This is a genomic window from Achromobacter sp. D7-1 (assembly GCF_059760445.1).
The window spans coordinates 1-21534 of the sequence record NZ_JCBAMT010000065.1 but is presented as its reverse complement, the minus strand read 5'-3'; the positions used below and the strand labels follow the sequence as shown (position 1 = coordinate 21534).

The window sequence follows — 21534 nt, the reverse complement described above, 5'->3', positions numbered from 1 at the left end:
CTTTACGCCGCCTTGGCGGCCGCGGGGCGCAGCAGCCATTCGCCCGCCATCAGCAAGCCCATGAGCACATAGCTCACGGCGCCGTTGTAGGCGGTCCACCAGCTCCAGGGTCCCCAGGCCGCCAGCGCCGCGGCCACGCTGCCGTTCAGGACAAAGAAGGCGCACCACACGCGGGTGACGTTGCGGGTGTAGCGCACGCCCTCGAGCGGCAGGTCGGGGTGGCGCAGCCGGGCCAATTGTTCGATCACGGGGCGGCCGCGCCGCAGGCTGGCGCCGAAGATCGCCAGCATCATGCCGTTGACCAGCACCGGATACCAGCGCAGCCAGGCTTGCGAATTCGAGATGGCCAGGATCAGGCAGAACGCCACCGCCACGGCGGGCAGCAGGCGCGCGCCCGGCCGGGCGGTATCCGCGGTCAGGCCGCGGGCCAGCCACAGCAGCGCCAGCGGCAGGGCCAGCCACGCGGCGCTCACCCGCCCCAGCGCCGCATGGACGGCGAAGGGATAGGCGATGCCGGCCACGGCCAGGGCTGCCGCCACGCCGCGTTTCATGCGGCGGGATCCTGCTTCTGGCACATGGCTTGCACCACGTCTTCGACGGTGCGAACCGTGCGGAAGTCATTGGCGTCGAGCTTGCGGCCAGTCTGGCGGCGTACGTGGTCGATGAGGTCGATGGCGTCGATGCTGTCGATCTCCAGATCCGTGTACAGGTTCGCCTCGGGCGTGATGCGTTCCGGTTCGATCTCGAACAGTTCGACCAGCGCGCCGCGCAGAGTATTGAAGATTTCGTCGCGGGTATGCATCCTGGACTCCGTATCCATTAGGCGCGGCGTTGCGCGCTGACAAACTCGGCCAGCTTGGCGATGCTGGCGAAATGCTCGCGCATGTTGCGCGTTTCGGGATCGATGGTGATGCCGTAGCGCTTCTGCAGCGCAAGGCCCAGCTCCAGGGCGTCCACCGAATCCAGCCCGAGCCCGTCGCCGAACAGGTGGGCGTCGCTATCGATATCGTCGGGCGCGATGTCTTCCAGGCCCAGCGATTCGATGACGAGGGTCTTCAGTTCAAATTCCAGTTGGTTCATCCGGCTAGGACTCCACTTCCACCGCCTGGGGCGGTTGTTCGTTCATGAGTGCGCCGGCGGGCGCGGCATGCGCCAGCTCGGCTTCGAAATAGGCGTGCAGGTAATCATTCATCTTGCGCCCTGCGATCGGCAGCGGATGCGCGCCGCTCCAGGTGGCGGGGTCGATGTCCTCTCCCACGCGGATCACGTAGCGCATGCGGCAGGGCGGGATCCGGTACCAAGGTTCGCCCTTGGTCAGGCTGCGGGGATTCATGCTGATGACCACGGGCGTCACCACGCGCGCGCCGCGCAGCGCGATGGCGCAGGCGCCGCGATGGAAGCGCGGCATGGCGTCGCGCGGCGTGCGCGTGCCTTCGGGAAAGACAATCAGGGTTTCGCCTGCGCGCAGCGCGTCTGCCGCGCGGTCGAACATGTCGAAGCTTTCGTCATTGGTGATGTACCCGGCATTGGCCACCGGGCCGCGGGTGAACGGATTGGTCGCCAGGCCGTGCTTGACGATGCAGTTGGCGTTCTTGACGTGGCCGACCAGGAACACCACGTCCAGCAGCGAAGGGTGGTTGGCCAGGATCATCTGGCCGGGCTGGCCGAGCCGTTCGGCGCCCTTGAATTCCACGGTCAGGATGCCAGTGCGGACCATGAAGCGGATGAACAGGCGGAAGGTGCGGTTCAGCGCGCCGCGCGCTCGGCGTTGGCGGTCCGCCTTGTCGCCGGGCAGCAGACGCTGCGGCGGGAACACCAGCACGCGCAACAGCACGCCGCCGATCCCGAAGAGAGTGAAGGCCATGCCTGTGGCGAACAGGCGCCAGAGCCAGAAGTCCTGCCGGGCAGGCGTAGCGCTCGTCATGCAGTGCGTGTCCAGGTCCATAGTCGGGAGCGGTTGGCGTGTCGCCAGTCGGGCGTGCGCAGCAAGAGGTGGCGCAGCAGGTTCAGGGGATTGGGCCAGGCCTGCGCCGCGTCGGCGGCAACCGGGGTTTGCGGGGCCAGGGTCAGCGTCCAGTCCGCGCCGGGGCGCAGGTGCAAGGCGAGCGCATAAGAGTAAGGCGCGTCATCCACCCAGGAGGTGTAAGGCGCGGGCGGACGTTCCTCGGCCAACACCACAAGCACGTCCTGGTGGCCTGCATCGAACAGCATGGACGCTTCGATGAAGGCATGTTCCAGGCCATCGTCTTCCGCCGACAAGGCCACGGATTCGGTGGTTTCGCGGCGTATGATCGACCACTGCGCGGCGATGGCGTTGTGCACGGACAGGCCGAAGGCCGTGGGCGACAAAGGTTCGTCCGCCGCCAGCGCCTGCAGCAGGCCGAAGTTGCGCGTGGTTTCGCCATGGCGGGAGGCAAACACCAGCGGCATGGCGGGCCGCCCCTCGGCTATCGGCCACGCGCAGTCGAACACGCCGCGAGCCAGAGGGCTCAAGCGGCGGCGTTGCAAGGGGGGCAGGAAGTCCAGGCGAGGCGGGTTCTGATTTCCGATCGGGCAGAACGGATGTTCGGCCCATTCCAACCAGTCGCTGGGGCTATCGATTCCTTGCGCCCAACCCTGCCATTGCGCGATCGAAAACGTCAACATAGCGCGCGATTCTACTATGGCGATGTCAGGCCATTTTGATTTAAAACGTTACATAATACACAATATTTCCCGTATTTCTTACACTCCAGCTTGCTATTTGTTACTTACTCCCGTGAACGTTCAGGAACTTTTCATCTGGTGGGCAGACCAAGGCGCCGCCGCCAGCTACCGCAGCCAGGAGCTGTCGGCCGAGGATGCGGTGCGCGCCCCGGCGCTGCGCAGTTCGAAGGCGCAGAGCGATTGGCGGGTCAGCAGGGCGTTGCTGCAAAGCGTCAGGCAGGCCGCGCCGGACGCGGCCACCTCGCTTAGCCATAGTGGCGGCCATGCGGTCTGCGCGGCGGCGCCCCGGGGATGGGCGCTAGGCGCCGACCTGGAGCGCATCCGGCCGCGCGCGGTGTTGCGCCTGGCCGAATGGGTTTGCACACCCGTCGAACGCGAGGCGCTGGCCGGCCTGCAGGGCGCGGCGCAGCTAGAGCGCTTCTATCTCTTGTGGACTCTGAAGGAAGCCTTCATCAAGGCGGCCGGCCTGGATTTCCCTGCGGACATGGCGTCGGTGGGCCTGGCGCCCGATGACAAGACGGGATGGCGCCTGCGCGCGCCGCCTGGACGGTGGCGCGCTTGTTCCTATCGCCTGGGGGATGACTGGATCGCGTCCGCGGCCTGGCGAGCCGGGGCTGACAGCGTTTTACGTCCCCAATGGCGGGCCGAAGCGGCTTGCGTGTTACCAACGCTTGCCATCCTGGGCGAGTGGGGCGCCGGACAGGAATGAACTCAGCGGCGTTTTTCTGCGGGCATTTAAAGATGTATTATAAATACATGTTTAATGGCGATTCCGATCGCGCCACAAAGGAGCAGTAGATGTTGAGCCCCCAAATCCGCGCCCTGGTCAAAGGTACGGCCCCCGTTCTCAAGACGCACGGCGTCGCGCTGACCAAGCATTTCTATGCCCGCATGTTCAAGCACAACCCCGAGCTCAAGCAGGTCTTCAACCAGGCCCACCAGGCGGGCGGCGAGCAGCAGCACGCGCTGGCCGGCGCGGTCACGGCCTATGCCGAGCACATCGACGATCCCTCGGTGCTGATGCCCGTGGTGACGCGCATCGTGCACAAGCACGTCAGCCTGGGCATACGGCCCGAGCATTACCAGATCGTGGGCAAGCATCTGCTGGCCTCGATCAGCGAAGTGCTGGGCGAGGCGGCCACGGACGAACTGATCGCTGCCTGGGCCGCGGCCTACGGCCAACTGGCCGACCTGCTGATCGCCGAAGAGGCGCGCCTGTACGCGGAATCGGCCGCCAAGCCGGGCGGGTGGACGGGCTGGCGCGCCTTCCGCGTGGTGGGCAAGCAGCGCGAAAGCGCCGAGATCACGTCTTTCTACCTGGCGCCGGCCGATGGCGGCGAGGTGCCGGCCTACCGTCCCGGCCAGTACGTGTCGGTGCGCGTGTTCGTGCCCGAGCTGGGCCTGATGCAGCCGCGCCAGTACAGCCTGTCCGACGCGCCGGGGCAGGACCGCCTGCGCATCTCGGTCAAGCGCGAAGCGGGCGGCGCCGATACGCCGGCCGGCCGCGTGTCCAACGCCCTGCATGACCGCCTGGAAGAGGGCGGGGTGCTGGACGTGGCGCCGCCCCAGGGCGATTTCTATTTGCGCGAGGAAGGCAATGCGCCGGTGGTGCTGCTGAGCGGCGGCGTGGGCTTGACGCCCATGGTTTCCATCCTGAACCATCTGGTGGGCCTGAACGACGAACGCCAGATCCGCTTTGTGCACGGCTGCCGCAACAACTCGGTCCACGCCTTGCGCGACCACGTCAACGACATCGCCGCCGAACGCGCCAATGTGCGCAAGGCGGTGTTCTATGAGGAAGTTGGCCACGGCGACCAGCCTGGGCGCGATTACGACTACGCCGGCCGGGTGGACCTGAACGCCATCCGCGACGAGGTCATCGTGCCCGGCGCGGACTACTACCTGTGTGGCCCGGCGGCCTTCATGCGCGCGCAGCGTGAGGCCCTGACCGGCCTGGGCGTGCCGGCAGACCGCATCCACGCCGAAGCCTTCGGCACCGGCGGTGCGCCCGCCTGAGCGGTGTATTCTGGCGGCCTGAGCTCTCGGGCCGCCAGCGCCCATCCCTTTCATCCCAGCCATGCAACTGACCCGATTCACCGATTTCGGCCTGCGCGTCCTGATGTACCTGACGCAATGCCGCGACCGGCCCGCCGCCGTCACCATCCCGGAGATCGCCGACCGCTTCAGCGTGTCGCGCAATCATCTGGTGAAGGTGGCGCACTTCATGGCGCAGCAAGGGTGGGTCAGCACCTCGCGCGGCAAGGGCGGCGGGTTGCGGCTGTCGAGGTCCGCCGGCGATTACCGGCTGGGCGATCTGATCCGGCAGCTGGAGCAGCAGGGGCCGCTGATCGACTGCCGCGAGCCTCCCTGTGCGCTGGACGGCTCATGCCGCTTGTCCGGCGTGCTGGCGCAGACCCTGCAGGCCTTCTACGAGGCGCTCAACGGCTACACCCTGGCCGACCTGGTGCGCGACCCCACGGCCGCGGCCATCATCAAGCTGCACCGCGCCGCCTGAGGCGGGGCATGATGTTTTGTTATGGACCCTGCGGAGTTTGGCATTTGCCGGACGGGCGCGGCGCATCCCAGAATAGAGCGTTTCCCCTGTCTTTCTGGATCTATGAGTATGCGGGTTTGCGTAATCGGCGCTGGCGTCGTGGGTGTCGCGTCGGCCTATTTCCTGGCGCGCCAGGGCCATGACGTGGTGCTGGTGGACAGCCAGGCGCGTCCGGCCGAGGTCTCCAGCTACGCCAACGGCGGCCAGCTCAGCTATAGCTATGTGGCGCCTTTGGCCGGTCCGGGCGTGCTGTCCAGCGTGCCGGGCTGGCTGCTGCGCGAGGATTCCCCGCTGCGTTTCCGGCCCAGGCTGGATCCCCATCAATGGCGTTGGTGCCTGCAGTTCGCGCTGGCGTGCCGGGCCTCGGTGGCCAAGGCTTCCACGGCCCAACTGGCGAGCCTGTCCTATCTCAGCCGTGACGTGATGCATTCCCTGCTGGAGCAGGAAGACCTGGCGTTCGGCCATCTGAAGAACGGCAAGCTGATTGCCTACCGCAGCGCGGCCTTGCTGGACAAGGCGCGCGAACTGGTGGCCTATCAGGCCGCCCACGGCGCCGACCAGCAGGTGCTGGACGCGGCGCAGACCCTGGCCCTGGAGCCGGCGCTGGCCGGCATGGGCGGCAGCCTGGCGGGCGCCATCTATACCCCCAGCGAAGAGGCGGGCGACTGCCGCCAGTTCACCGAAGCGCTGTTCGACCGCCTGCAGTCCATGGCCAATGTGCAATGCGCCATGTCCAATCCGGTGTCGGGACTGCAGCGCGAGGGCCGCCGCATCGTGGCGGTGAACACGCGCGACGGCGACATCGGCGCCGATGCCATCGTGCTGGCCACCGGCGTCGGCACGCGCGCGCTGCTCAAGCCCCTGGGCCACGACGTGCCGCTGTATCCGCTGAAGGGCTACAGCCTGAGCGTGCCGCTGGATGAGGACGACGAGTCGGTGGCGCCGCGCATCAGCGTGACCGACTATGAGCGGCGCATCGTCTACGCCCGCGTGGGCGGCGTGCTGCGGATCGCGGCCATGGTCGACATCGGCAGCGCCGACGCCGGCATCGACACGGCGCGCATCGGGCTGCTCAAGCGCCAGGTGCACGAGGCTTTCCCGGCGCTGGACCTGCGCCAAGCCGAGCCCTGGGCAGGGCTGCGTCCGGCCACCCCTACCGGCAAGCCGCTGATCGGGCGCAGCCCTGCGGCCGACAACCTGTGGCTCAACATCGGGCAGGGTGCGCTGGGCTTTACCCTGGCCTGCGGCAGCGCCGCGCTGTTGACGGCCCAGATGGGCGGGCTGGAGCTGCCGCTGGATCCCGCGCCATTCCGTCCCTGACACGGGCAATGTCCGTTTTGCGATAGCCGCTGCCTTTTCATCGGCAGACGGACCGGATCGCGCTCAATAGGATAGCGATACTCCGGCCGCTTGCGCAGCCTCCAGGGGCGCCGCAAGCGGCCGGAGACCATCCCTTATCCTCCGAGCGCAACCATCATGTCCTACCTGTTTCCGTTGTTCGCCATTCTGTTCTGGGCGGGCAACGTCATTGTCTCCAAGATGGCCGCCAGTGCCATCTCGCCCACCGCCATCACCTTCTACCGGCTGGTGCTGGCCCTGTTCCTGATGGGCCTGTTCACCGCCGGCCCGGCCTGGCGCAATCGCAAGACCATCCTGCGCCACTGGCCCAAGCTGGCGCTGTACGGCGCCCTGTCTTCGGCGCTGTTCCAGGCGCTGTCCTACCGCGCCGCCGAAACCACCACCGCCACCAACATGGCGATCCTGACGGCGCTGATCCCCTTGCTGAGCATGCTGCTCAGCGTGGTGATCCTGCGCGATCCGCTGACCCTGGGCATGGCGGCCGGCGGCGCGCTGTCGTTCCTGGGCCTGCTGTACCTGGTGGGGCAGGGCGACATGCTGAGCGTGTTCCAGCACGGCATCCACGTCGGCGACGGCCTGATGCTGCTGGCGGCTTTGTCCTATGCGCTGTACGGCGTGCTGCTGCGCCATTGGAAGGTGCCGCTGCCGGCCTGGCAATCCACTTTCGTGCAATCGATCTTCGCGCTGCTCTATATGCTGCCGCTCTATCTGCGCGTGCCGGCGGCGCAGGCTGCGCTGGACATGAACACGATTCCGCTGATCCTGTACGCCGGCATCTTCTCGTCGGTGCTGCTGTCCTATCTGTGGATCGAAGGGGTGCATCGCCTGGGGCCCAACCGCTGCAGCATCTTTATCAACCTGTTGCCGCTGTTCACCGCGCTGGCCGCCTTCGTCCTGTTGCGCGAGCAATTGCACCTGTACCATCTGCTGGGCGGCGCGGTGACGCTGGCCGGCGTGCTGCTGGCGCAGACGGTGCAGCGTCCGCTGTTCGGCCGCGCCCGCGCGCTGGCGCTGGACTAGGAACTTTTCACTGGCGTTCAAGACGCACACCCGCCGTCCCGGCACAGTGGCTCTCTTTGCAGGGAGAGAGCCCATGAGCATGTTCCAGAGAACCGCCATCGCGCTGGCGCGCAGCCCGGGCGTGGGGCGGGCGATGCGGGCCATGGCGGCCCGCACGTCGCTGGCGGCCCGTTTCGTCGGCGGCGCCGACGTGGACGCCGCGGTCCGCACGGCCGCCAGGCTGCGCGAGGCGCACGGGATTCGCGCATCGCTCTTTTACCTGGGCGAATACGTCGACGATCCCGAGTCCATCGAGCACAACGTGGCGCAGGCCGTGGGTGCCTGCCGGGCGCTGGCGCATGCCGGGCTGGACGTGCACGTATCCGTCGATCCCACGGCCATCGGCTATATGCGCGACGATGGGCTGGGCCGGGACAATGCCCGGCGCATCGGCCTGGCGGCGCGCCGCGGGGTCGGCCTGGGGCGCGACTGGATGGTGTTGGACATGGAGGATTCCTCCATCTGCGACCGCACCTGCGCTTTGCATCGCGAATTGCTGGCGGCCGGCATCCCGGCAGGCCTGACCCTGCAGGCGCAGCGGCGGCGCACGCCGCTGGACCTGGTCTGGGCGATCCGCCAGCGTACCTCGCTGCGGCTGGTCAAGGGCGCGTTTCCGGAGCGCGAACTGGACCACGCCGGCCGCGCGCGCATCGACCAGGCCTACCTGGACGCAGCCACCATCATGCTGTCGCGCGAGGCGCTGGAGTCGGGTTTCCAACCGGTCTTCGGCACGCATGACGACCGCCTGGCTGGCGCCATCATGGAACTGGCGCGGGAACGCGGCTGGCCGCCAGATGCCTTCGAATTCGAAATGCTCTACGGCGTGCGTCCGGACTGGCAACTCGCGCTGCGTCGTTTGGGCTATAACGTCAGGGTCTATCTGCCCTTCGGCGGCGACTGGTGGCCTTATGCCGTGCGCCGCGTGGGAGAAAACCCGCGCAACGCGTGGCTGCTGGCCCGCACGCTGACTTCGGACCAGAGCTACTTCGGCTAGGCGACTCACGCATACGCATCTATGGCGGTTTCCCAACACATCTGGCATTGCGGCGCCGGCCTGCCCGGCGACGTGCTGATCGCGGACCTGCGCGCCTACCGCTATGCGCCGCATTTCCACGATGCCTGGTCCATCGGCGCCATCGCGCAGGGGCGCTGCGCCTTTACCGTGCATGGCGAGGCGCAGCTCGCGGGCGAGGGCGATCTGGTGGCGATCGCGCCCGGGCAGGTCCACACGGGCGGCACCTCGGACGCGCCGCTGGCGTATCGCATGGCTTATATCGATGCGGCCTGGTTCCGAAACCACGAACTCGCGCTGTTTGCCGGCGGCGCTGCGCTGCCCGGCCCCGTCATCCGCGATCCAGCGTTATGCCAGGCATGGTTGGACGCGCTCACCCCCGACGCCATCGCCGACTCGGAGCGCCGCGAACGTATTTCCGCGGCCCTGTTCGGGCTGCTGGCGGCGCATGCGCAGACCGCGGTGGTTCCTGCCGACGACGCGTCCGACGTGTGCGCGCTGCTGCGCGAGCGCATGGCCTCGGACCCGGCGTGCGCGCCGGACCTGGAAGCCCTGGCGGCGACCCAGGACCGCCACCGCACCACCCTGGTCAAACAATTCGCGCGGCGCTATGGCCTGCCGCCGCTGGCCTGGCTGCGCAATTGGCGGGTGGCGCGTGCGCGTGTCCTGCTGCGCGACGGTCTGGCGCTGGCGGATGCGGCGCAAGCCGTGGGCTTCGCCGACCAGGCCCATCTGACCCGCGTTTTCAAGCAGGTCTACGGCAGCACGCCCGGCGTGCTGCGCAGGGCGGGGGCGGTTTCCCAGACATTGCGCGCGCGCGGCGTTTCGACCCGGTAGTCCGAATACTTGTGGGTAAAGAATGCAGCGCCCAGTTCGGCCGCCGCTTGCAGCGGCTGCCGCGGGTCCGCCGCGATCTCGCCGCGCAGGTTGCCGGCGCCATGCACATAGCCGACGAAATCCGAATGGGTGTAGCGCGCGTATTCCTGGATCTGGTGCACGATGCCTAGCGCCGCGCCCGGGTAGGTTTCCTCGGACGCCACCGCCAGGCCCAGGCGCTTGCCGACCATGCGCTGCTTGACCCGCTCCGGTTCGGGGCCCTGGCCGGCGTAATGGCTGAACGAACGGTCGAAGAAAGCCTTGGTCTGCGCCGACATGCCGTACCAGTAGATCGGGGTGCAGATCAGGACGCCGTCGGCCGGCAGGAAGTGCTCCAGGAACAGCTCGGCATAGCGGTCGGCGGGCGCGGTGGCGTGCCGCAGGTCCGGCAGGAAGGACTGGATGTAGTCGTCCAGGAACAGCAGCGTGGCCGAGGTGCCCGCCGTCTCGGCGCCCTGCAGCGCGGCCGCGCCCAGGGCCGCGCTGTTGCCGTCGCGCCGCGGGCTGCCGACCAGGATCAACAGGCGCTTGGTGGGGTGATCTGAATTCATGTTGGATTCCTTGTGTGGGCATGGCTTCTGCCATACGGTTGAGGAAATTTAGTATTCCTGCCTGATGGGCGACAAATGATGAATCCTTGAGTAAGATGAATTGATTTCATCCATAAGGCTAGGGATCCCATGTTCGCCACGCTACCGGTGACGGCGCTGCGCACCTTCGAGGCGGCCGCCCGGCTGCTCAGCTTCAAGCTGGCCGCGGCCGAACTGGCCGTCACGGCCACGGCCGTGTCCCATCAGGTCAAGGCGCTGGAACGCCACGTGGGCTACGCCCTGTTCGAACGCGTGCCGCGCGGCGTGCGCCTGACGGAGAAGGGCGCGCGCCTCTTCGCGGGCGTGCATGGCGCCTTGCTCGATGTGGCGCAGACCCTGGACGCCTTGCGCGCCGCGCCGGCCTCGGGCGCGCTAACCCTGTCGACCACGCATTCGTTCGCGGCCTTGTGGCTGGTGCCAAGGCTGGGGCGCTTCCATGCCGCGTTTCCGCAATACCAGCTGAACCTGAACACCAGCCCCGAACCCGTGGACCTGCTGCGCGACGCCAGCATGGACCTGGCCATCCGCTACAGCCGCGCGCGCTGGCCCGGGCTGCACGCGGCCTGTACGCTGCAGGAATGGTTCGGCGTCTATGGCGCGCCCGCGCTGGTTGCGCGGCCGGGCAAGCGCGCGCCGTCGCTGGTCACTGTGCGCTGGCGCGATTCGCAGCTATACGATCAGGGCTGGCAGGACTGGTGCGAGGCCGCCGGCCTGCCTTCCTGGCGCAAGCCGGCGGCGCTGCACGCCTACGAGGAAGAGCACTACGCGCTGCAGGCCGCCATCGCCGGCCAGGGGCTGGTGCTGGCCAGTTCCGTCATGGTGTCGGACAGCGTGGCGGCGGGCACGCTGGTGGCGTACCGGCCCGAGATCAGGGTGGCGGGGGCGGCCTATACCGCGCTGTGCGCGCCGGGCCGCGAACGCCATCCGCCGGTCAAGGCGTTCTTGGGGTGGCTGCGCAAGGAATTCGAGGCACGGGCATGAGGCAGGTCTCCCAACTGATGCGCAGCGGCAGTTTGAACGGCTACGTCGAGCTGGTCGAGTCGCTGGGCCGGGATCCCCATGCCTTCATGCGCAGCGTGGGGCTGGAGGCCAGATTCCTGCAAGACCCGGAAATGCTGATCCCGCGCGACGCGGCACGCGAGCTGCTGGAAATCACGGCCCGCGCGACGCGCATCGAAGACTTCGCGCTGCGCCTGGCGGCGCGGCGCAAGTTATCGGCGCTCGGCCCCATCAGCCTGGTGCTGCGGGAGGAAGCGACGCCGAGGCAGGCGCTCGATACGCTGTGCCGCTACCTGAAGCTGGTGAACGCGTCGCTCATCATCCGGGTTGAAGACACCGGCGGGCTGGTGATCATCCGCGAAGACCTGCTGCCCACGCCCGGATTGCAGATGCGGCAGTCGGTGGAGTTGGCGGTGGGCACCATGTTCTGCATATTGAGCGAGCTGATCGGGCAGCAGTGGCAGCCGCTGGAGGTCTGCTTCTCGCACCGGCCACCTGAGGACGTTACCGCGCATCGCGCCTTTTTCAGGCGCAACGTCAAATTCAACCAGGAATTCAACGGGCTGGTGTGCTCGTCCGCCGATCTGTCCAGGCCGCGGGAGCAGGGCGATCAGGTGGCCGCCGGCCTGGCCCGCAAATACCTGGAAGCGGCCATGACCGGCCGCGGCGAAAGCGCGCAGGAGACCTGCCGGCGGATCATCCTGGCGCTGCTGCCTGGCGGCGCCTGCTCCGCGCCGGAGGTGGCGCGCTTTCTGCACGTCGACCGCCGCACGCTGCATCGCCGCCTCGGAGCGGAAGGCCTGTCTTTCAGCCGCGTGCTGGACGAGGTGCGCCGGGACCTGGTCCAGCACCATTTGCGCGAGAGCGATCTGCCGCTGGGCGAGGTGGCGGAATTGCTGGGCTTCTCCAGGCCCAGCAGCTTCAGCCATTGGTTCCGCGACCAATTCGGATGCAGTCCCTCAGCGTGGAGCAGGGCGGGTCCGGCCAGGCCGGCCTGAATGCTGTCCCAAATTGACAAGTTTATGTCCCAGAATAGCAAGTAAGCGCGCGCAGAGCGATGGATACTTGTGGCCATAGACCAGACATTGCGCTTTCCAGGAAAGGGAACCCGCGCATCAGTCCGGCAAAGAGCCAGGAGACAAAGATGAAACTGCATCAATACGCGCGTTCGGCCTTGGCGTTGGCCGGATGGTCGCTGGCGTTCAGCGTCTGGGCTGCGGACGGCAAGCCCTTGCGCGTCATCGTGCCGGGTCCGGCAGGCGGCACCGTGGACATCGCCGCCCGCGTGATCGGGCAGCAGGTGTCGGCCGACACCGGCCGGCCGGTCATCATCGAGAACCGGCCCGGCGCGACCGGATCGATCGGCCTCAGCGCCATGCTGAAGGCCGACCCCGACGGCAACACGATCGCGCTGGGGCCGAGCAATATGCTGGTCGAAGCGCCGCAGGTGATGAAGGTGCCATACGACCCGCTCAAGGACATCGTGACCATCGCCCGGGTTGCGTACACCAGCTATGCGCTCGTCAGCGCCGCCGACTATCCGGCCAAGGATTTCCAGAGCCTGGTTGCGCATCTGAAGGCGCGCAAAGGCAAGTCGTCTTTCGCCAGCTACGGAACAGGCACGGTGTCGCAGTATTCGGGCCTGATCTTCAGCAGCCAGGCCGGGCTGGACATGCAGCACGTCGCCTACACGGGGTCGCCGCAGGCGCTGCAGGACGTCATAGGCGGCCAGGTCGACATCATGTTCGACGGCATGGTCACATCCTTGCCCCTGATCAGGAGCGGCCGGCTGCGCCCCTATGCGGTCGCCGGGAAAAACCGCTACAGGGATCTGCCCGAGGTGCCGACGATGACCGAACTGGGCTATCCGGAGATCCAGTTCCAGGGGCAGGTTTGTTTTTATGGTTCGAGCAAGCTGCCGTCCGATGTCCTGGTCAGGCTCCAGGCCGTCATCAGCAAGGCGGCGGCCGTGCCGGCGGTGCAGCAGAAGCTGGCGGACGTGGGGCTGGAGCCCGACGTGAACATCGACAGTGCCGCGCTGCTGGCTGAAAACAGGCAGACCTCGCAGCGCAACGCCGCCATCGTCAAGAAGTTCGACATCCGGGCCAACTGACCCGCCTTCCATTGCTTTCAGCGCCGCGCCTTTAGGGGCGGCCGGCACGCGCCGGCACGCCCGTGGACCACGCGCGCCGGTATTCCCGCGCTTCCCTCATGTAGCGCGATCCACGCAGTCTTCACCCACCCAGTCGGAGCACCCTCGCCATGAACTTTCTAGACGGCCACCTGTATCCCGAAAACCAGCAGCCCCTGATCATCACCGCCGCGCCCTATGCGCCGGGCTGGATACCCTCGGACTTTCCGGAGGATATTCCGGTATCCATGCAGGATCAGATCCAGAAGGCGGTGGATTGCTATGAAGCCGGCGCCACCGTGCTGCATCTGCATGTGCGCGAGGCCGACGGCAAAGGCAGCAAGCGCCTCTCCAAGTTCAACGAGCTGATCGCCGGGGTGCGCGAGGCCGTGCCCGAGATGGTCATTCAGGTGGGCGGCTCCATCAGCTTCGCGCCGGAAGAGGGGCAGGCCGCCAAATGGCTGAGCGACGACACCCGGCACATGCTGGCCGAACTGACGCCCAGGCCCGACCAGGTGACGGTCACCGTCAACACCTCGCAGATGAACGTCACTGAACACGCAGGCGAGGATGATTTCCGGGGCGTGTCTCGCGGCTTTCCCCACCTGTACTCCACCTACAAGGACATGGTCGTGCCCGCGAATCCCAGCTGGGTCGAGGAGCATATCCGGCGCCTGACCGCAGCCGGCATCCAGAGCGAGTTCCAGTGCTACAACATCAACAGCTTCGAAACCATAGAACGTATGATCCGCCGCGGTGTCTACAAAGGGCCGCTGGTGATGAACTGGGTGGCCATCAGCGGCGGCATGGACCAGGCCAATATCTACAACCTGGCCAACATGTTGCGCGCGGTACCCGACGGCGCCGTGGTCACGGTAGAAAGCTCCGTCCTCAACGTGCTGCCTGTCAACATGATAGGCATCGCCCTTGGCCTGCACGTGCGCTGCGGCATCGAGGACGTGCTCTGGAACCAGTCCCGCACGGGAAAGATGAGTTCCGTCGAGCAGATCAGGCAGCTGGTGCGCATCGCCGGCGAGTTCGGCCGCCCCATCGCTACGGCGCAGCAGGCGCGCGAGATCATGAAGATCGGCGTCTTCTACGAAACGGCCGAAGAAACGCTGCAGGCCAACGGCTTCGCGCCCAACCGCAACGGCGGCAACCAAGGTTTCCTGCGCAAGCCCGTCTGACGCTTTCCGCCGGGCCGCGCGCGTCCGCACCATGATCCAGGATGAAAACATGACGATCTCATTGACCCGTAGGGAACTCTTGCTGGGCGCGGCGGCGTCGCTGGCGAGCCGTCTGGTGTTGGCGCAGGGCGGCGGCGATTGGCCGGCGCGACCCGTCAAGGTAATCGTGCCGGGCGGCGCGGGCGGAGTGTTGGACACGCTGGCCCGGCAGCTCTACGCACGGCTGAACGACACGCTGGGCCAGCCTTTCGTCATAGAGAACCGCCCGGGCGCGAACGGCTTGATTGGCTCGTCCGCGGTCAAGAATGCCGTGCCCGACGGCTACACCATCCTGCACAGCACGGCTTCGTCGATGGTGATGGCCGAAGCGCTGAATCCGGCCTTGCCAGTGCAGACCCTGCGCGACCTGGAACCCGTTGCGCTGTCTTCCGTGGGAGGCGTGCTGCTGGTGGCGCATGCTTCGGTGCCGGCCAGGACCTTGCCCGAGCTGGTGGATCTGTTGCGCCGCGAGCCAGGCAAGTACCAGTCCTACGGCAGTTGGGGCATGGGGTCCAACGGACACCTGACCATGGAGTGGATCAAGCAGCGCGCGGGGCTGAGCATCAACCACGTACCCTACAAGACCACGCCCGCGCTGCTGACGAACATCGTGTCGGGCGAGATTCCCGTGGGCTGGGTCGACGTGGTGTCTCCCCTGGGTTTCATCGAGCAGGGCAAGCTGCGCGGTATCGCGCTCACGGGCACCGTGCGCAGTCCCAGGCTGCCGGACGTGCAGGTGTTGTCGGAACAGGGCTATCCCTTTACCGCTGCTGGCTGGCAGGGTGTTTTTGCGCCCAGGAACACGCCGCCCGAGGTGCTGGAGCGCCTGCATGCGGCCATCAATCATGAACTGGAACAGCCGGCGTTCCTGGATGCGCTGCGCCAGGCCAACGTGCCGCCATCCGCTGCCGTCAGCCGCCAGGCGTTCGCCCAGACCATCACGCAAGACCTTGCCGCCTGGCGCAAGATCGTGGTGGACGGAAACATCAAGGCCGAGTAAAGCGCCATGCAGATATCCTCCCATGCAGACAAGATAGGCCGTCTGTTGCGGCTGCGCGAACGGCTCGATCCCTTGCGGGATTTCGAGCTCTGGTACTGGACCTGTCTTACCGCGGGCACCAATATCTGGAACGCATCGCTGCACGCCGCAGGCCTCACCAGCGAGGACCGCGCTTTTTCCACCATTCCTGGCGTGCATGTGGTGCCGCAGGCGGACGGCGGCTGGCGCAGGGAACTGCGTGGCCCCGGCGACGTAAGCCACGTGGGCTGGCCCGCCATTGCCGGTGACCTGCCGCAGCCTGTCCAGCGCCTGGAGGCCGCCTTGCACGCATTGGAGGAACATCGCGACCCCTGCCTGCGCGGCGACCGCAAGCCGACCCAGGCCATCGTCGATGATTGCCAGGACGCGATGTTGCAGGCCATCTCCGTTTACCGGACTCTGGTCCGTCCGGAGGTGCGCCCATGATTGCGGAACTTCACCGCGACAAGGCGGAGCGCATCGAAGCCTCGCTGGCCCGGTTGGGCGACGAGGACTGGGAGATCCGGATCGAGGCGGCCATGCTGGCGGGCACGCATTGGATCAACTTCGCCTTGCACCAAGCGGGCGTCAGCGAGGCGTCCGAGGACATGGTGCACGCTTCCATGTGCATGGTCAGCGTCCTGCGCAAGTACCGACTTGCGGCGCCGGAACTGATCGAGGCGCTGGAGGAGATCGAGGAGCTTCGTCCGCTGTACGTGCGAGGCGACATGGACGGCGCGGCGCGGGCGGCGCGTCGCGCGCTGGAATTGCTGGGCTTCATCGGGGAGCGCGCGCGCAGGCTGGCCTGAATCCGGCGGCCTTGCACGCTTGTGCGCAAGGCCGGAGAGAGGATTGACGCGCCCCTGCGTGCGCTTCTACTCTCTCCCGACAATCAGCGCGGAGGCCGCCAGGCGTGAATCGATTCCATGAAATGAGCGTGTTCCTGGCGGTGGCCGAGGCACAGAGTTTCGCCGCGGCGGCGCGGCGCCTGGAAATGTCGGCGCCCACCGTCACGCGCAGCGTTTCGGCGCTGGAGCGGCGGCTGGGCGCCTTGCTGCTGGTGCGCACCACGCGCAGCCTGCGTTTGACCGAGGCCGGCCAGCGCTATGCCGACGACTGCCGCCGCATCCTCGATGAGGTGGAGCAGGCCGACGATGCCGTCGCCGGCGCCATGGCCGCGCCGCGCGGCGCGCTCAGCATCACCGCGCCCGCGTTCTTCGGCGAATTGCACGTGATGCCGGCCGTGCTGGGCTATCTGCGCGTGCACCGCGAGGTCTCGGTGCGCACGCTGCTGGTGGACCGCGTGGTGAACCTGCTGGACGAGCGCGTGGACGTGGCGGTGCGCATCGGCGCCTTGCCGGATTCCACGCTGACGGCGGTGCCGGTGGGGCAGGTGCGTCGCGTGGTCTGCGCCGCGCCCGCCTTCCTGCGCGAACATGGCGTGCCGCAGGACCTGGAGTCGCTGGCGCGCTTTTGTACGGTCACCGCGGCCATGGAGGGGCGCACGCCGCAATGGCGATTCCAGCAGGACGGCCAGCCCAGGAACCTGCGCGTCGATTCGCAGCTGACGGTCACCTCGTTCCAGGCGGCGGTGCTGGCGGCGTGCGAGGGCTGGGGCCTGACGCAGGTGGTGTCCTACCAGGTGGCGCGGCACCTGGCCAGCGGCGCCCTGGAGGTGGTGCTGCGGGATTTCGAGCTGCCGCCGCTGCCCGTGCACCTGGTGTATCCGGAAGGCCGCAAGAGCTCCGCCAAGGTGCGCAGCTTCGTCGAATTCTGCGTCGAGGCCTTGCGCCGCGACCTGGCGGCGCTGCCCGCGTAGCGCCCCAGCCCGCGGCTGCGCCCGCAGGAGCGCATGGAGGGACAGGGCCACGCCCCGTTTCTTTCATCCGAAGCAAGAGTGTCTTGCAGACGCTGGCCGTTCACGCGCGGCCGGCGCCGGTCCAAGATGGAACCTGTATCCGACTTGGAGCCCACTCATGCAAACCGCCCAGACCCCTGCGCTGACGTTCTACAGCTTCCCCCTGTCCGGCCACGCCCATCGCGTCGCCCTGATGCTGTCCCTGCTGGAGGTGCCGCACCGCAAGGTGGATGTGGACCTGCGCGGCGGCGAGCACAAGCGCCCCGCATTCCTGGCCCTCAATTCCTTTGGCCAGGTGCCGGTCATCGACGACAACGGCGTCGTGGTGGCCGATTCCACCGCGATCCTGGTCTATCTGGCCAAGCGCTACAACGGCCAGGCCTGGCTGCCGGAGGATCCCGCCGGCGCGGCAGCGGTACAGCGCTGGTTGTCGGTGGCCTCGGGGCAACTGGTGAACGGTCCGAATGCGGCGCGCCTGGTGGTGCTGTTCGGCGCGTCCCATGACGTGGACAGCACGTTGGCCCGCGCGCATGCCTTGCTGCAGGTCATGGACGGCGAACTGACGGCGCGCGATTTCCTGGCGGGGGCGGCGCCCACCATCGCGGATGTGGCTTGTTATGCCTACGTGGCGCACGCGCCGGAAGGTAATGTGTCGCTGGAAGCCTATCCTCACGTGCGCGCCTGGCTGCGCCGCATCGAAAGCCTGCCGCGCTTCGTGCCCATGCCCAAGTCGCCCGTGGGCCTGCTGGCTGCCTGAGGGCGCGCGCCGCGCAAGGAGAATGCCATGGCCATCGCAGAACCTGTCGCCGTCCCGCCGTCACCGTGGCATGCGGGCGAACGCCTGCTGCAACAACAGGCGGGCGTCGCCGAACGCATGGCAGTGGCGGGACCCAAAGTCATCCGCGACTACATGCCGGACCAGCACCGCATCTTTTTCGAGCAATTGCCCTTTGTGGTGGTGGGCGCGGTGGACGGGCAGGGCGATCCCTGGGCCGGCGTGCTGGAAGGCCTGCCGGGTTTCGTGACCTCGCCCGATCCGCGCAGCCTGCGCGTGTCCGCGGTGCCGGACGCCGACGACCCGCTGCTGGCCGGCATGGGGCCGGATCAGCAGCTGGGCCTGCTGGGCATCGAACTGCACACGCGCCGGCGCAACCGCGCCAACGGCCGCATCGCGGCCTGGGACGGCAAGCGTTTCGAGGTGGCGGTGACGCAGTCCTTCGGCAACTGCCCGCAGTACATCCAGGCGCGCGAGTTCCAGTTTTCGCGATCGCCCGCCTTGCGTTTTCCCGGCACGCCGCAAGAACGCGGCGGGCTGGACGATGCGGCGCGGGCGCTGATCGCCCGGTCCGACACGTTTTTCGTGGCGACCTATGCGGACGAGGGCGGCCGCAGGGTCGATGTCTCGCATCGCGGCGGCAAGCCGGGATTCGTGCGGGTGGATGGCGACGTGCTGACCATTCCCGATTTTTCCGGCAACCGCTTCTTCAACACCTTGGGCAACATGGTGCTCAACCCGCGCGCCGGGCTGCTGTTCATCGATTTCGAGCGCGGCGACGTGCTGCAACTGACCGGCGCGGCCGAAGTGGTGCTGGACAGCCCGGAGATCGTGCAGTTCGATGGCGCCGAACGGCTGTGGCGGGTGCATGCGCGCCGGGTAGTCCGCCGGCCCGGGGCGCTGGCCTTGCGCTGGCGCTTCGATTCCTATTCGCCGACCGCGCTGGCGACCGGGCAGTGGCCGTCCGCAGCGAGAACTGCGTAGGCCGGACCTAGCCCGCCAGAGCGGTCTTCTGCACCACGGCGTCGTCCGGGCCGAGCAGGCGGCCGTCCTGCGCCCGGATTTCCAGCTTGCGCACCGGTTGGCCGCGCTTGCGGTCTATCAGCGTCGAGTGGGGTTCGGCGGCGCCGTAGTAGTGCTCTTCGCCCCATTGGCGCAAGCCCACGATCACCGGGAAGAGCGCGCGGCCTTTGTCCGTCAGCACGTATTCCTGGTAGGCGCTGCCATCCGAGGCCGGCGCCACTTCCAGGATGCCATGCGCCACCAGCGTGCGCAGGCGGTCGCTGAGGATGTTCTTGGCCACGCCCAGGCTTTTCTGCAGCTCGCCGAAACGCCGCAATCCATCGAAGGCGTCGCGCACGATCAGCAGCGACCACCAGTCGCCGATCGCGTCCAGGGAGCGTGCCACCGGGCAGGCGGCGCCTTCGAGACTAGTGCGTTTGACCATATCGGATCCTCGCTGAGGGGAATGACGGCAATGGGTGGCAACGGCTGCTTTGTCGAAATTTCGGTTGCATTATAAAACCTTCAAACCTACTATTTTGGTTTTATAACGCAACCAAATTGGAGAAAGACATGCCTGCTCGACCAGAACCCGCCGACCCCGCATCCCCTGGCCCGATGCCCAGATCGTTGGTGATGCTGCTGGCGGTCGCCTGCGCCCTGAGCGTGGCGAACGTGTATTACGCCCAGCCCTTGCTGGACGCCATCGGCCGCGAGTTTGGCATCGCCGAAGGCGCGGTGGGCATCGTGGTCACGGCCACGCAGCTGGGCTGCGCGCTGGCGCTGCTGTTGGTGGTGCCGCTGGGCGACCTGCTGGACCGGCGGCGCTTGATGCTGGGGCAACTGGCGTTGCTGGTGCTGTCTTTGGTGGCGGTGGCGCTGTCGGCCGGTACGCCCTGGTTGCTGATGGGCATGGTGGCGCTGGGCCTTTTTGGGACCGCGATGACGCAGGGTCTTCTGGCCCTGTCCGCGGCGCTGGCCGCGCCGGGCGAGCGCGGCCGCGTGGTCGGCGCGGCGCAGGGCGGGGTAGTGATCGGCCTGCTGCTGGCGCGCACGCTGGCCGGGGCCGTGGCGGACCTGTGGGGCTGGCGCGCGGTCTACGTAGTGTCGGCGGCGCTGGCCGCCGTGCTGGCCGTGGTGCTGGCGCGGCGCCTGCCGCAACGCCGGCTGCCCGCGGTGGAGATGGGCTATTGGGCTTTGCTGCGCTCGCTCTACGGCCTGCTGGCCACCGAGCGCGTACTGCGCGTGCGCGGCATGATCGCGCTGCTGATGTTCGCCGCCTTCAGCGCCTTCTGGACCGCGCTGGTGCTGCCCCTGAGCGCGCCGCCGCATTCCCTCACGCACAGCGCGGTGGGCGCGTTCGGGCTGGTGGGTGTGGCGGGCGTGCTGATGGCGGCGCGCGCCGGCCGGCTGGCGGACAGCGGGCAGGGCGAGCGGACCACGGCCGTGGGGTTGGCGCTGCTATGCCTGGCCTGGGTGCCGATCGCCTTTCTGGATCAGAGCCTGTGGCTGCTGGCGTTGGGCGTGCTGGTCCTGGATATCGCTTTGCAGGCGCTGCACGTGACTAACCAGACCATGATCTTCAGCGTGAATCCGCAGGCGCATAGTAGATTGGTCGGGGGCTACATGATGTTCTACGCGGTGGGGAGCGGGTTGGGGTCTATCGCTTCGACTGCGGTTTATGCTCAGGCGGGCTGGCTGGGGGTGTGCTTGTTGGGGGCGGGTATCAGTGTTGTGGCGCTGGCGTTCTGGGCGGTGACGTTGCCGCGTGGTGAGCGTTTGGCTGTTGGTTCTTAGGATGCTTGTCGTGGGGTTCTTTAGACGCCTGTCGCGTCGTGGGCTCGCGATGCGCGGGGCTGCGATTGCGGTCCGGAGCCTTCGCTCCGGACTTGCCTCGGCGGCCCCCCCTTCGTCATCTTCGTCCTCGCCTACGGCGACTCCTTCAGATTCCCTCGGGCTTATCGACGCCCCGCGCATCGCGAGCCCACGACGCGACAGGCTCGGCTGGTTGAATCTTCACGGCCGCTGGGGCGGGTGGTGTGCTTGGCGTTTTGGCCACGGTCGGTGGGGTGTTGGCGTGTCTTGCGGGGCCCGCCCCAGGCCGGCCGCCCGGGCGGCCTCTTGGGGCTTACGCGGCGTCTTGCGTCGCGCGATGGCGCTGCGCGCGGGTGACGAGGGCGTTCTCGTGGTGACGCGCGCGGCTGGCGAGAGCCAGGTTTGAATTTGGTGGGCGCTGCGTTCGGGTTGATGGCGAAGCGCACGGGTTGGCCAGTAATCGTCATTTCAACGCGGGTGCCGGATGGGTGGCGCGCGTCCGGATCTGCATGCGCAAGCGGCTATTCGCCGCGCGCCACCCATCACCGCCCATT

The 21534-nt window shown here is 67.5% G+C and carries 25 protein-coding genes; 18 read left to right on the top strand and 7 right to left on the bottom strand.

Annotated features, from left to right (window positions below; all coding sequences use genetic code 11):
• Positions 1-2 precede the first annotated feature (2 nt).
• From AC6LKD_RS23625 to AC6LKD_RS23605, 5 genes are read right to left on the bottom strand one after another with little or no spacing between them, the layout of a single operon-like run.
• Positions 3-551, bottom strand: a complete 549-nt coding sequence (locus AC6LKD_RS23625) for a COG4648 family protein (RefSeq protein WP_498117635.1) — start codon at positions 549-551, stop codon at positions 3-5.
• Positions 548-802, bottom strand: coding sequence for an acyl carrier protein (locus AC6LKD_RS23620; protein WP_013392999.1), 255 nt, complete (start codon positions 800-802; stop codon positions 548-550). The genes AC6LKD_RS23625 and AC6LKD_RS23620 overlap by 4 nt, the downstream gene beginning before the upstream one ends.
• Positions 803-819: 17 nt before the next feature.
• Positions 820-1080 carry a phosphopantetheine-binding protein gene (locus AC6LKD_RS23615; RefSeq protein ID WP_013393000.1) on the bottom strand — a complete coding sequence of 87 codons (261 nt, stop codon included), beginning with the start codon at positions 1078-1080 and terminating at the stop codon, positions 820-822.
• A 4-nt stretch (positions 1081-1084) separates the two neighbouring features.
• A complete protein-coding gene (locus tag AC6LKD_RS23610; RefSeq protein ID WP_498117634.1) occupies positions 1085-1924 on the bottom strand; it encodes a lysophospholipid acyltransferase family protein in 840 nt (279 codons plus the stop codon).
• On the bottom strand, positions 1921-2646 hold the full coding sequence (locus tag AC6LKD_RS23605) for a beta-ketoacyl synthase chain length factor (protein WP_013393002.1): 726 nt from the start codon (positions 2644-2646) through the stop codon (positions 1921-1923). The genes AC6LKD_RS23610 and AC6LKD_RS23605 overlap by 4 nt, the downstream gene beginning before the upstream one ends.
• 112 nt (positions 2647-2758) lie before the next feature.
• Between AC6LKD_RS23605 and AC6LKD_RS23600 the strand changes: the two genes are divergently transcribed.
• The 7 genes from AC6LKD_RS23600 to AC6LKD_RS23570 all read left to right on the top strand — a co-directional run bounded on the left by AC6LKD_RS23600 (position 2759) and on the right by AC6LKD_RS23570 (position 9527).
• Complete coding sequence (locus AC6LKD_RS23600) at positions 2759-3415, top strand: 4'-phosphopantetheinyl transferase family protein (protein WP_498117633.1); 657 nt, start codon at positions 2759-2761, stop codon at positions 3413-3415.
• A gap of 89 nt (positions 3416-3504) precedes the next feature.
• Complete coding sequence (gene hmpA, locus AC6LKD_RS23595; protein WP_498117632.1) at positions 3505-4722, top strand: NO-inducible flavohemoprotein; 1218 nt, start codon at positions 3505-3507, stop codon at positions 4720-4722.
• 61 nt (positions 4723-4783) lie between these two features.
• Complete coding sequence (locus AC6LKD_RS23590; RefSeq protein WP_013393005.1) at positions 4784-5221, top strand: Rrf2 family transcriptional regulator; 438 nt, start codon at positions 4784-4786, stop codon at positions 5219-5221.
• Between the two features lie 108 nt (positions 5222-5329).
• On the top strand, positions 5330-6580 hold the full coding sequence (locus tag AC6LKD_RS23585) for a D-amino acid dehydrogenase (RefSeq protein ID WP_498117631.1): 1251 nt from the start codon (positions 5330-5332) through the stop codon (positions 6578-6580).
• 156 nt (positions 6581-6736) lie between these two features.
• Positions 6737-7639: a DMT family transporter gene (locus tag AC6LKD_RS23580; protein ID WP_013393007.1), complete on the top strand. Its 903-nt coding sequence runs from the start codon at positions 6737-6739 to the stop codon at positions 7637-7639.
• Between the two features lie 73 nt (positions 7640-7712).
• Positions 7713-8672 (top strand): proline dehydrogenase family protein, encoded by a 960-nt coding sequence (locus AC6LKD_RS23575; protein ID WP_498117630.1) that lies wholly within the window; start codon positions 7713-7715, stop codon positions 8670-8672.
• 21 nt (positions 8673-8693) lie between these two features.
• Complete coding sequence (locus tag AC6LKD_RS23570) at positions 8694-9527, top strand: helix-turn-helix transcriptional regulator (protein WP_498117629.1); 834 nt, start codon at positions 8694-8696, stop codon at positions 9525-9527.
• Here the strand turns inward: AC6LKD_RS23570 and AC6LKD_RS23565 are convergent.
• Complete coding sequence (locus AC6LKD_RS23565; RefSeq protein WP_498117628.1) at positions 9446-10117, bottom strand: flavodoxin family protein; 672 nt, start codon at positions 10115-10117, stop codon at positions 9446-9448. The genes AC6LKD_RS23570 and AC6LKD_RS23565 overlap by 82 nt on opposite strands.
• A gap of 129 nt (positions 10118-10246) precedes the next feature.
• On the opposite strand from AC6LKD_RS23565, the gene AC6LKD_RS23560 reads away from it, so the two are divergent.
• The 10 genes from AC6LKD_RS23560 to AC6LKD_RS23515 all read left to right on the top strand — a co-directional run bounded on the left by AC6LKD_RS23560 (position 10247) and on the right by AC6LKD_RS23515 (position 19147).
• Positions 10247-11137, top strand: coding sequence for a LysR substrate-binding domain-containing protein (locus AC6LKD_RS23560; RefSeq protein WP_498117627.1), 891 nt, complete (start codon positions 10247-10249; stop codon positions 11135-11137).
• Positions 11134-12153: an AraC family transcriptional regulator gene (locus AC6LKD_RS23555; protein WP_013393012.1), complete on the top strand. Its 1020-nt coding sequence runs from the start codon at positions 11134-11136 to the stop codon at positions 12151-12153. Before AC6LKD_RS23560 ends, AC6LKD_RS23555 begins: the two co-directional genes overlap by 4 nt.
• 146 nt (positions 12154-12299) lie before the next feature.
• Complete coding sequence (locus tag AC6LKD_RS23550; protein WP_013393013.1) at positions 12300-13268, top strand: Bug family tripartite tricarboxylate transporter substrate binding protein; 969 nt, start codon at positions 12300-12302, stop codon at positions 13266-13268.
• 149 nt (positions 13269-13417) lie between these two features.
• Positions 13418-14473 (top strand): beta-keto acid cleavage family enzyme, encoded by a 1056-nt coding sequence (locus tag AC6LKD_RS23545; protein ID WP_013393014.1) that lies wholly within the window; start codon positions 13418-13420, stop codon positions 14471-14473.
• A 49-nt stretch (positions 14474-14522) separates the two neighbouring features.
• Positions 14523-15512 carry a Bug family tripartite tricarboxylate transporter substrate binding protein gene (locus AC6LKD_RS23540; RefSeq protein ID WP_013393015.1) on the top strand — a complete coding sequence of 330 codons (990 nt, stop codon included), beginning with the start codon at positions 14523-14525 and terminating at the stop codon, positions 15510-15512.
• Positions 15513-15518: 6 nt separating this feature from the next.
• A complete protein-coding gene (locus AC6LKD_RS23535) occupies positions 15519-15977 on the top strand; it encodes a hypothetical protein (RefSeq protein ID WP_498117626.1) in 459 nt (152 codons plus the stop codon).
• The gene (locus tag AC6LKD_RS23530; RefSeq protein WP_013393017.1) at positions 15974-16339 is read left to right on the top strand and encodes a hypothetical protein; all 366 of its coding nucleotides are present in this window, start codon (positions 15974-15976) and stop codon (positions 16337-16339) included. Before AC6LKD_RS23535 ends, AC6LKD_RS23530 begins: the two co-directional genes overlap by 4 nt.
• 104 nt (positions 16340-16443) lie before the next feature.
• Positions 16444-17349 (top strand): LysR family transcriptional regulator, encoded by a 906-nt coding sequence (locus tag AC6LKD_RS23525; RefSeq protein ID WP_013393018.1) that lies wholly within the window; start codon positions 16444-16446, stop codon positions 17347-17349.
• Between the two features lie 157 nt (positions 17350-17506).
• Positions 17507-18145: a glutathione S-transferase family protein gene (locus tag AC6LKD_RS23520; protein WP_492275439.1), complete on the top strand. Its 639-nt coding sequence runs from the start codon at positions 17507-17509 to the stop codon at positions 18143-18145.
• 27 nt (positions 18146-18172) lie between these two features.
• On the top strand, positions 18173-19147 hold the full coding sequence (locus tag AC6LKD_RS23515; RefSeq protein WP_498117625.1) for a pyridoxamine 5'-phosphate oxidase family protein: 975 nt from the start codon (positions 18173-18175) through the stop codon (positions 19145-19147).
• Between the two features lie 7 nt (positions 19148-19154).
• Here the strand turns inward: AC6LKD_RS23515 and AC6LKD_RS23510 are convergent, their stop codons facing one another.
• Complete coding sequence (locus AC6LKD_RS23510; protein ID WP_013393021.1) at positions 19155-19610, bottom strand: winged helix-turn-helix transcriptional regulator; 456 nt, start codon at positions 19608-19610, stop codon at positions 19155-19157.
• A gap of 128 nt (positions 19611-19738) precedes the next feature.
• Here AC6LKD_RS23510 and AC6LKD_RS23505 point away from each other — a divergent pair, with 128 nt between their 5' ends.
• Positions 19739-20962: an MFS transporter gene (locus tag AC6LKD_RS23505; protein ID WP_498117623.1), complete on the top strand. Its 1224-nt coding sequence runs from the start codon at positions 19739-19741 to the stop codon at positions 20960-20962.
• Positions 20963-21534 lie beyond the last annotated feature (572 nt).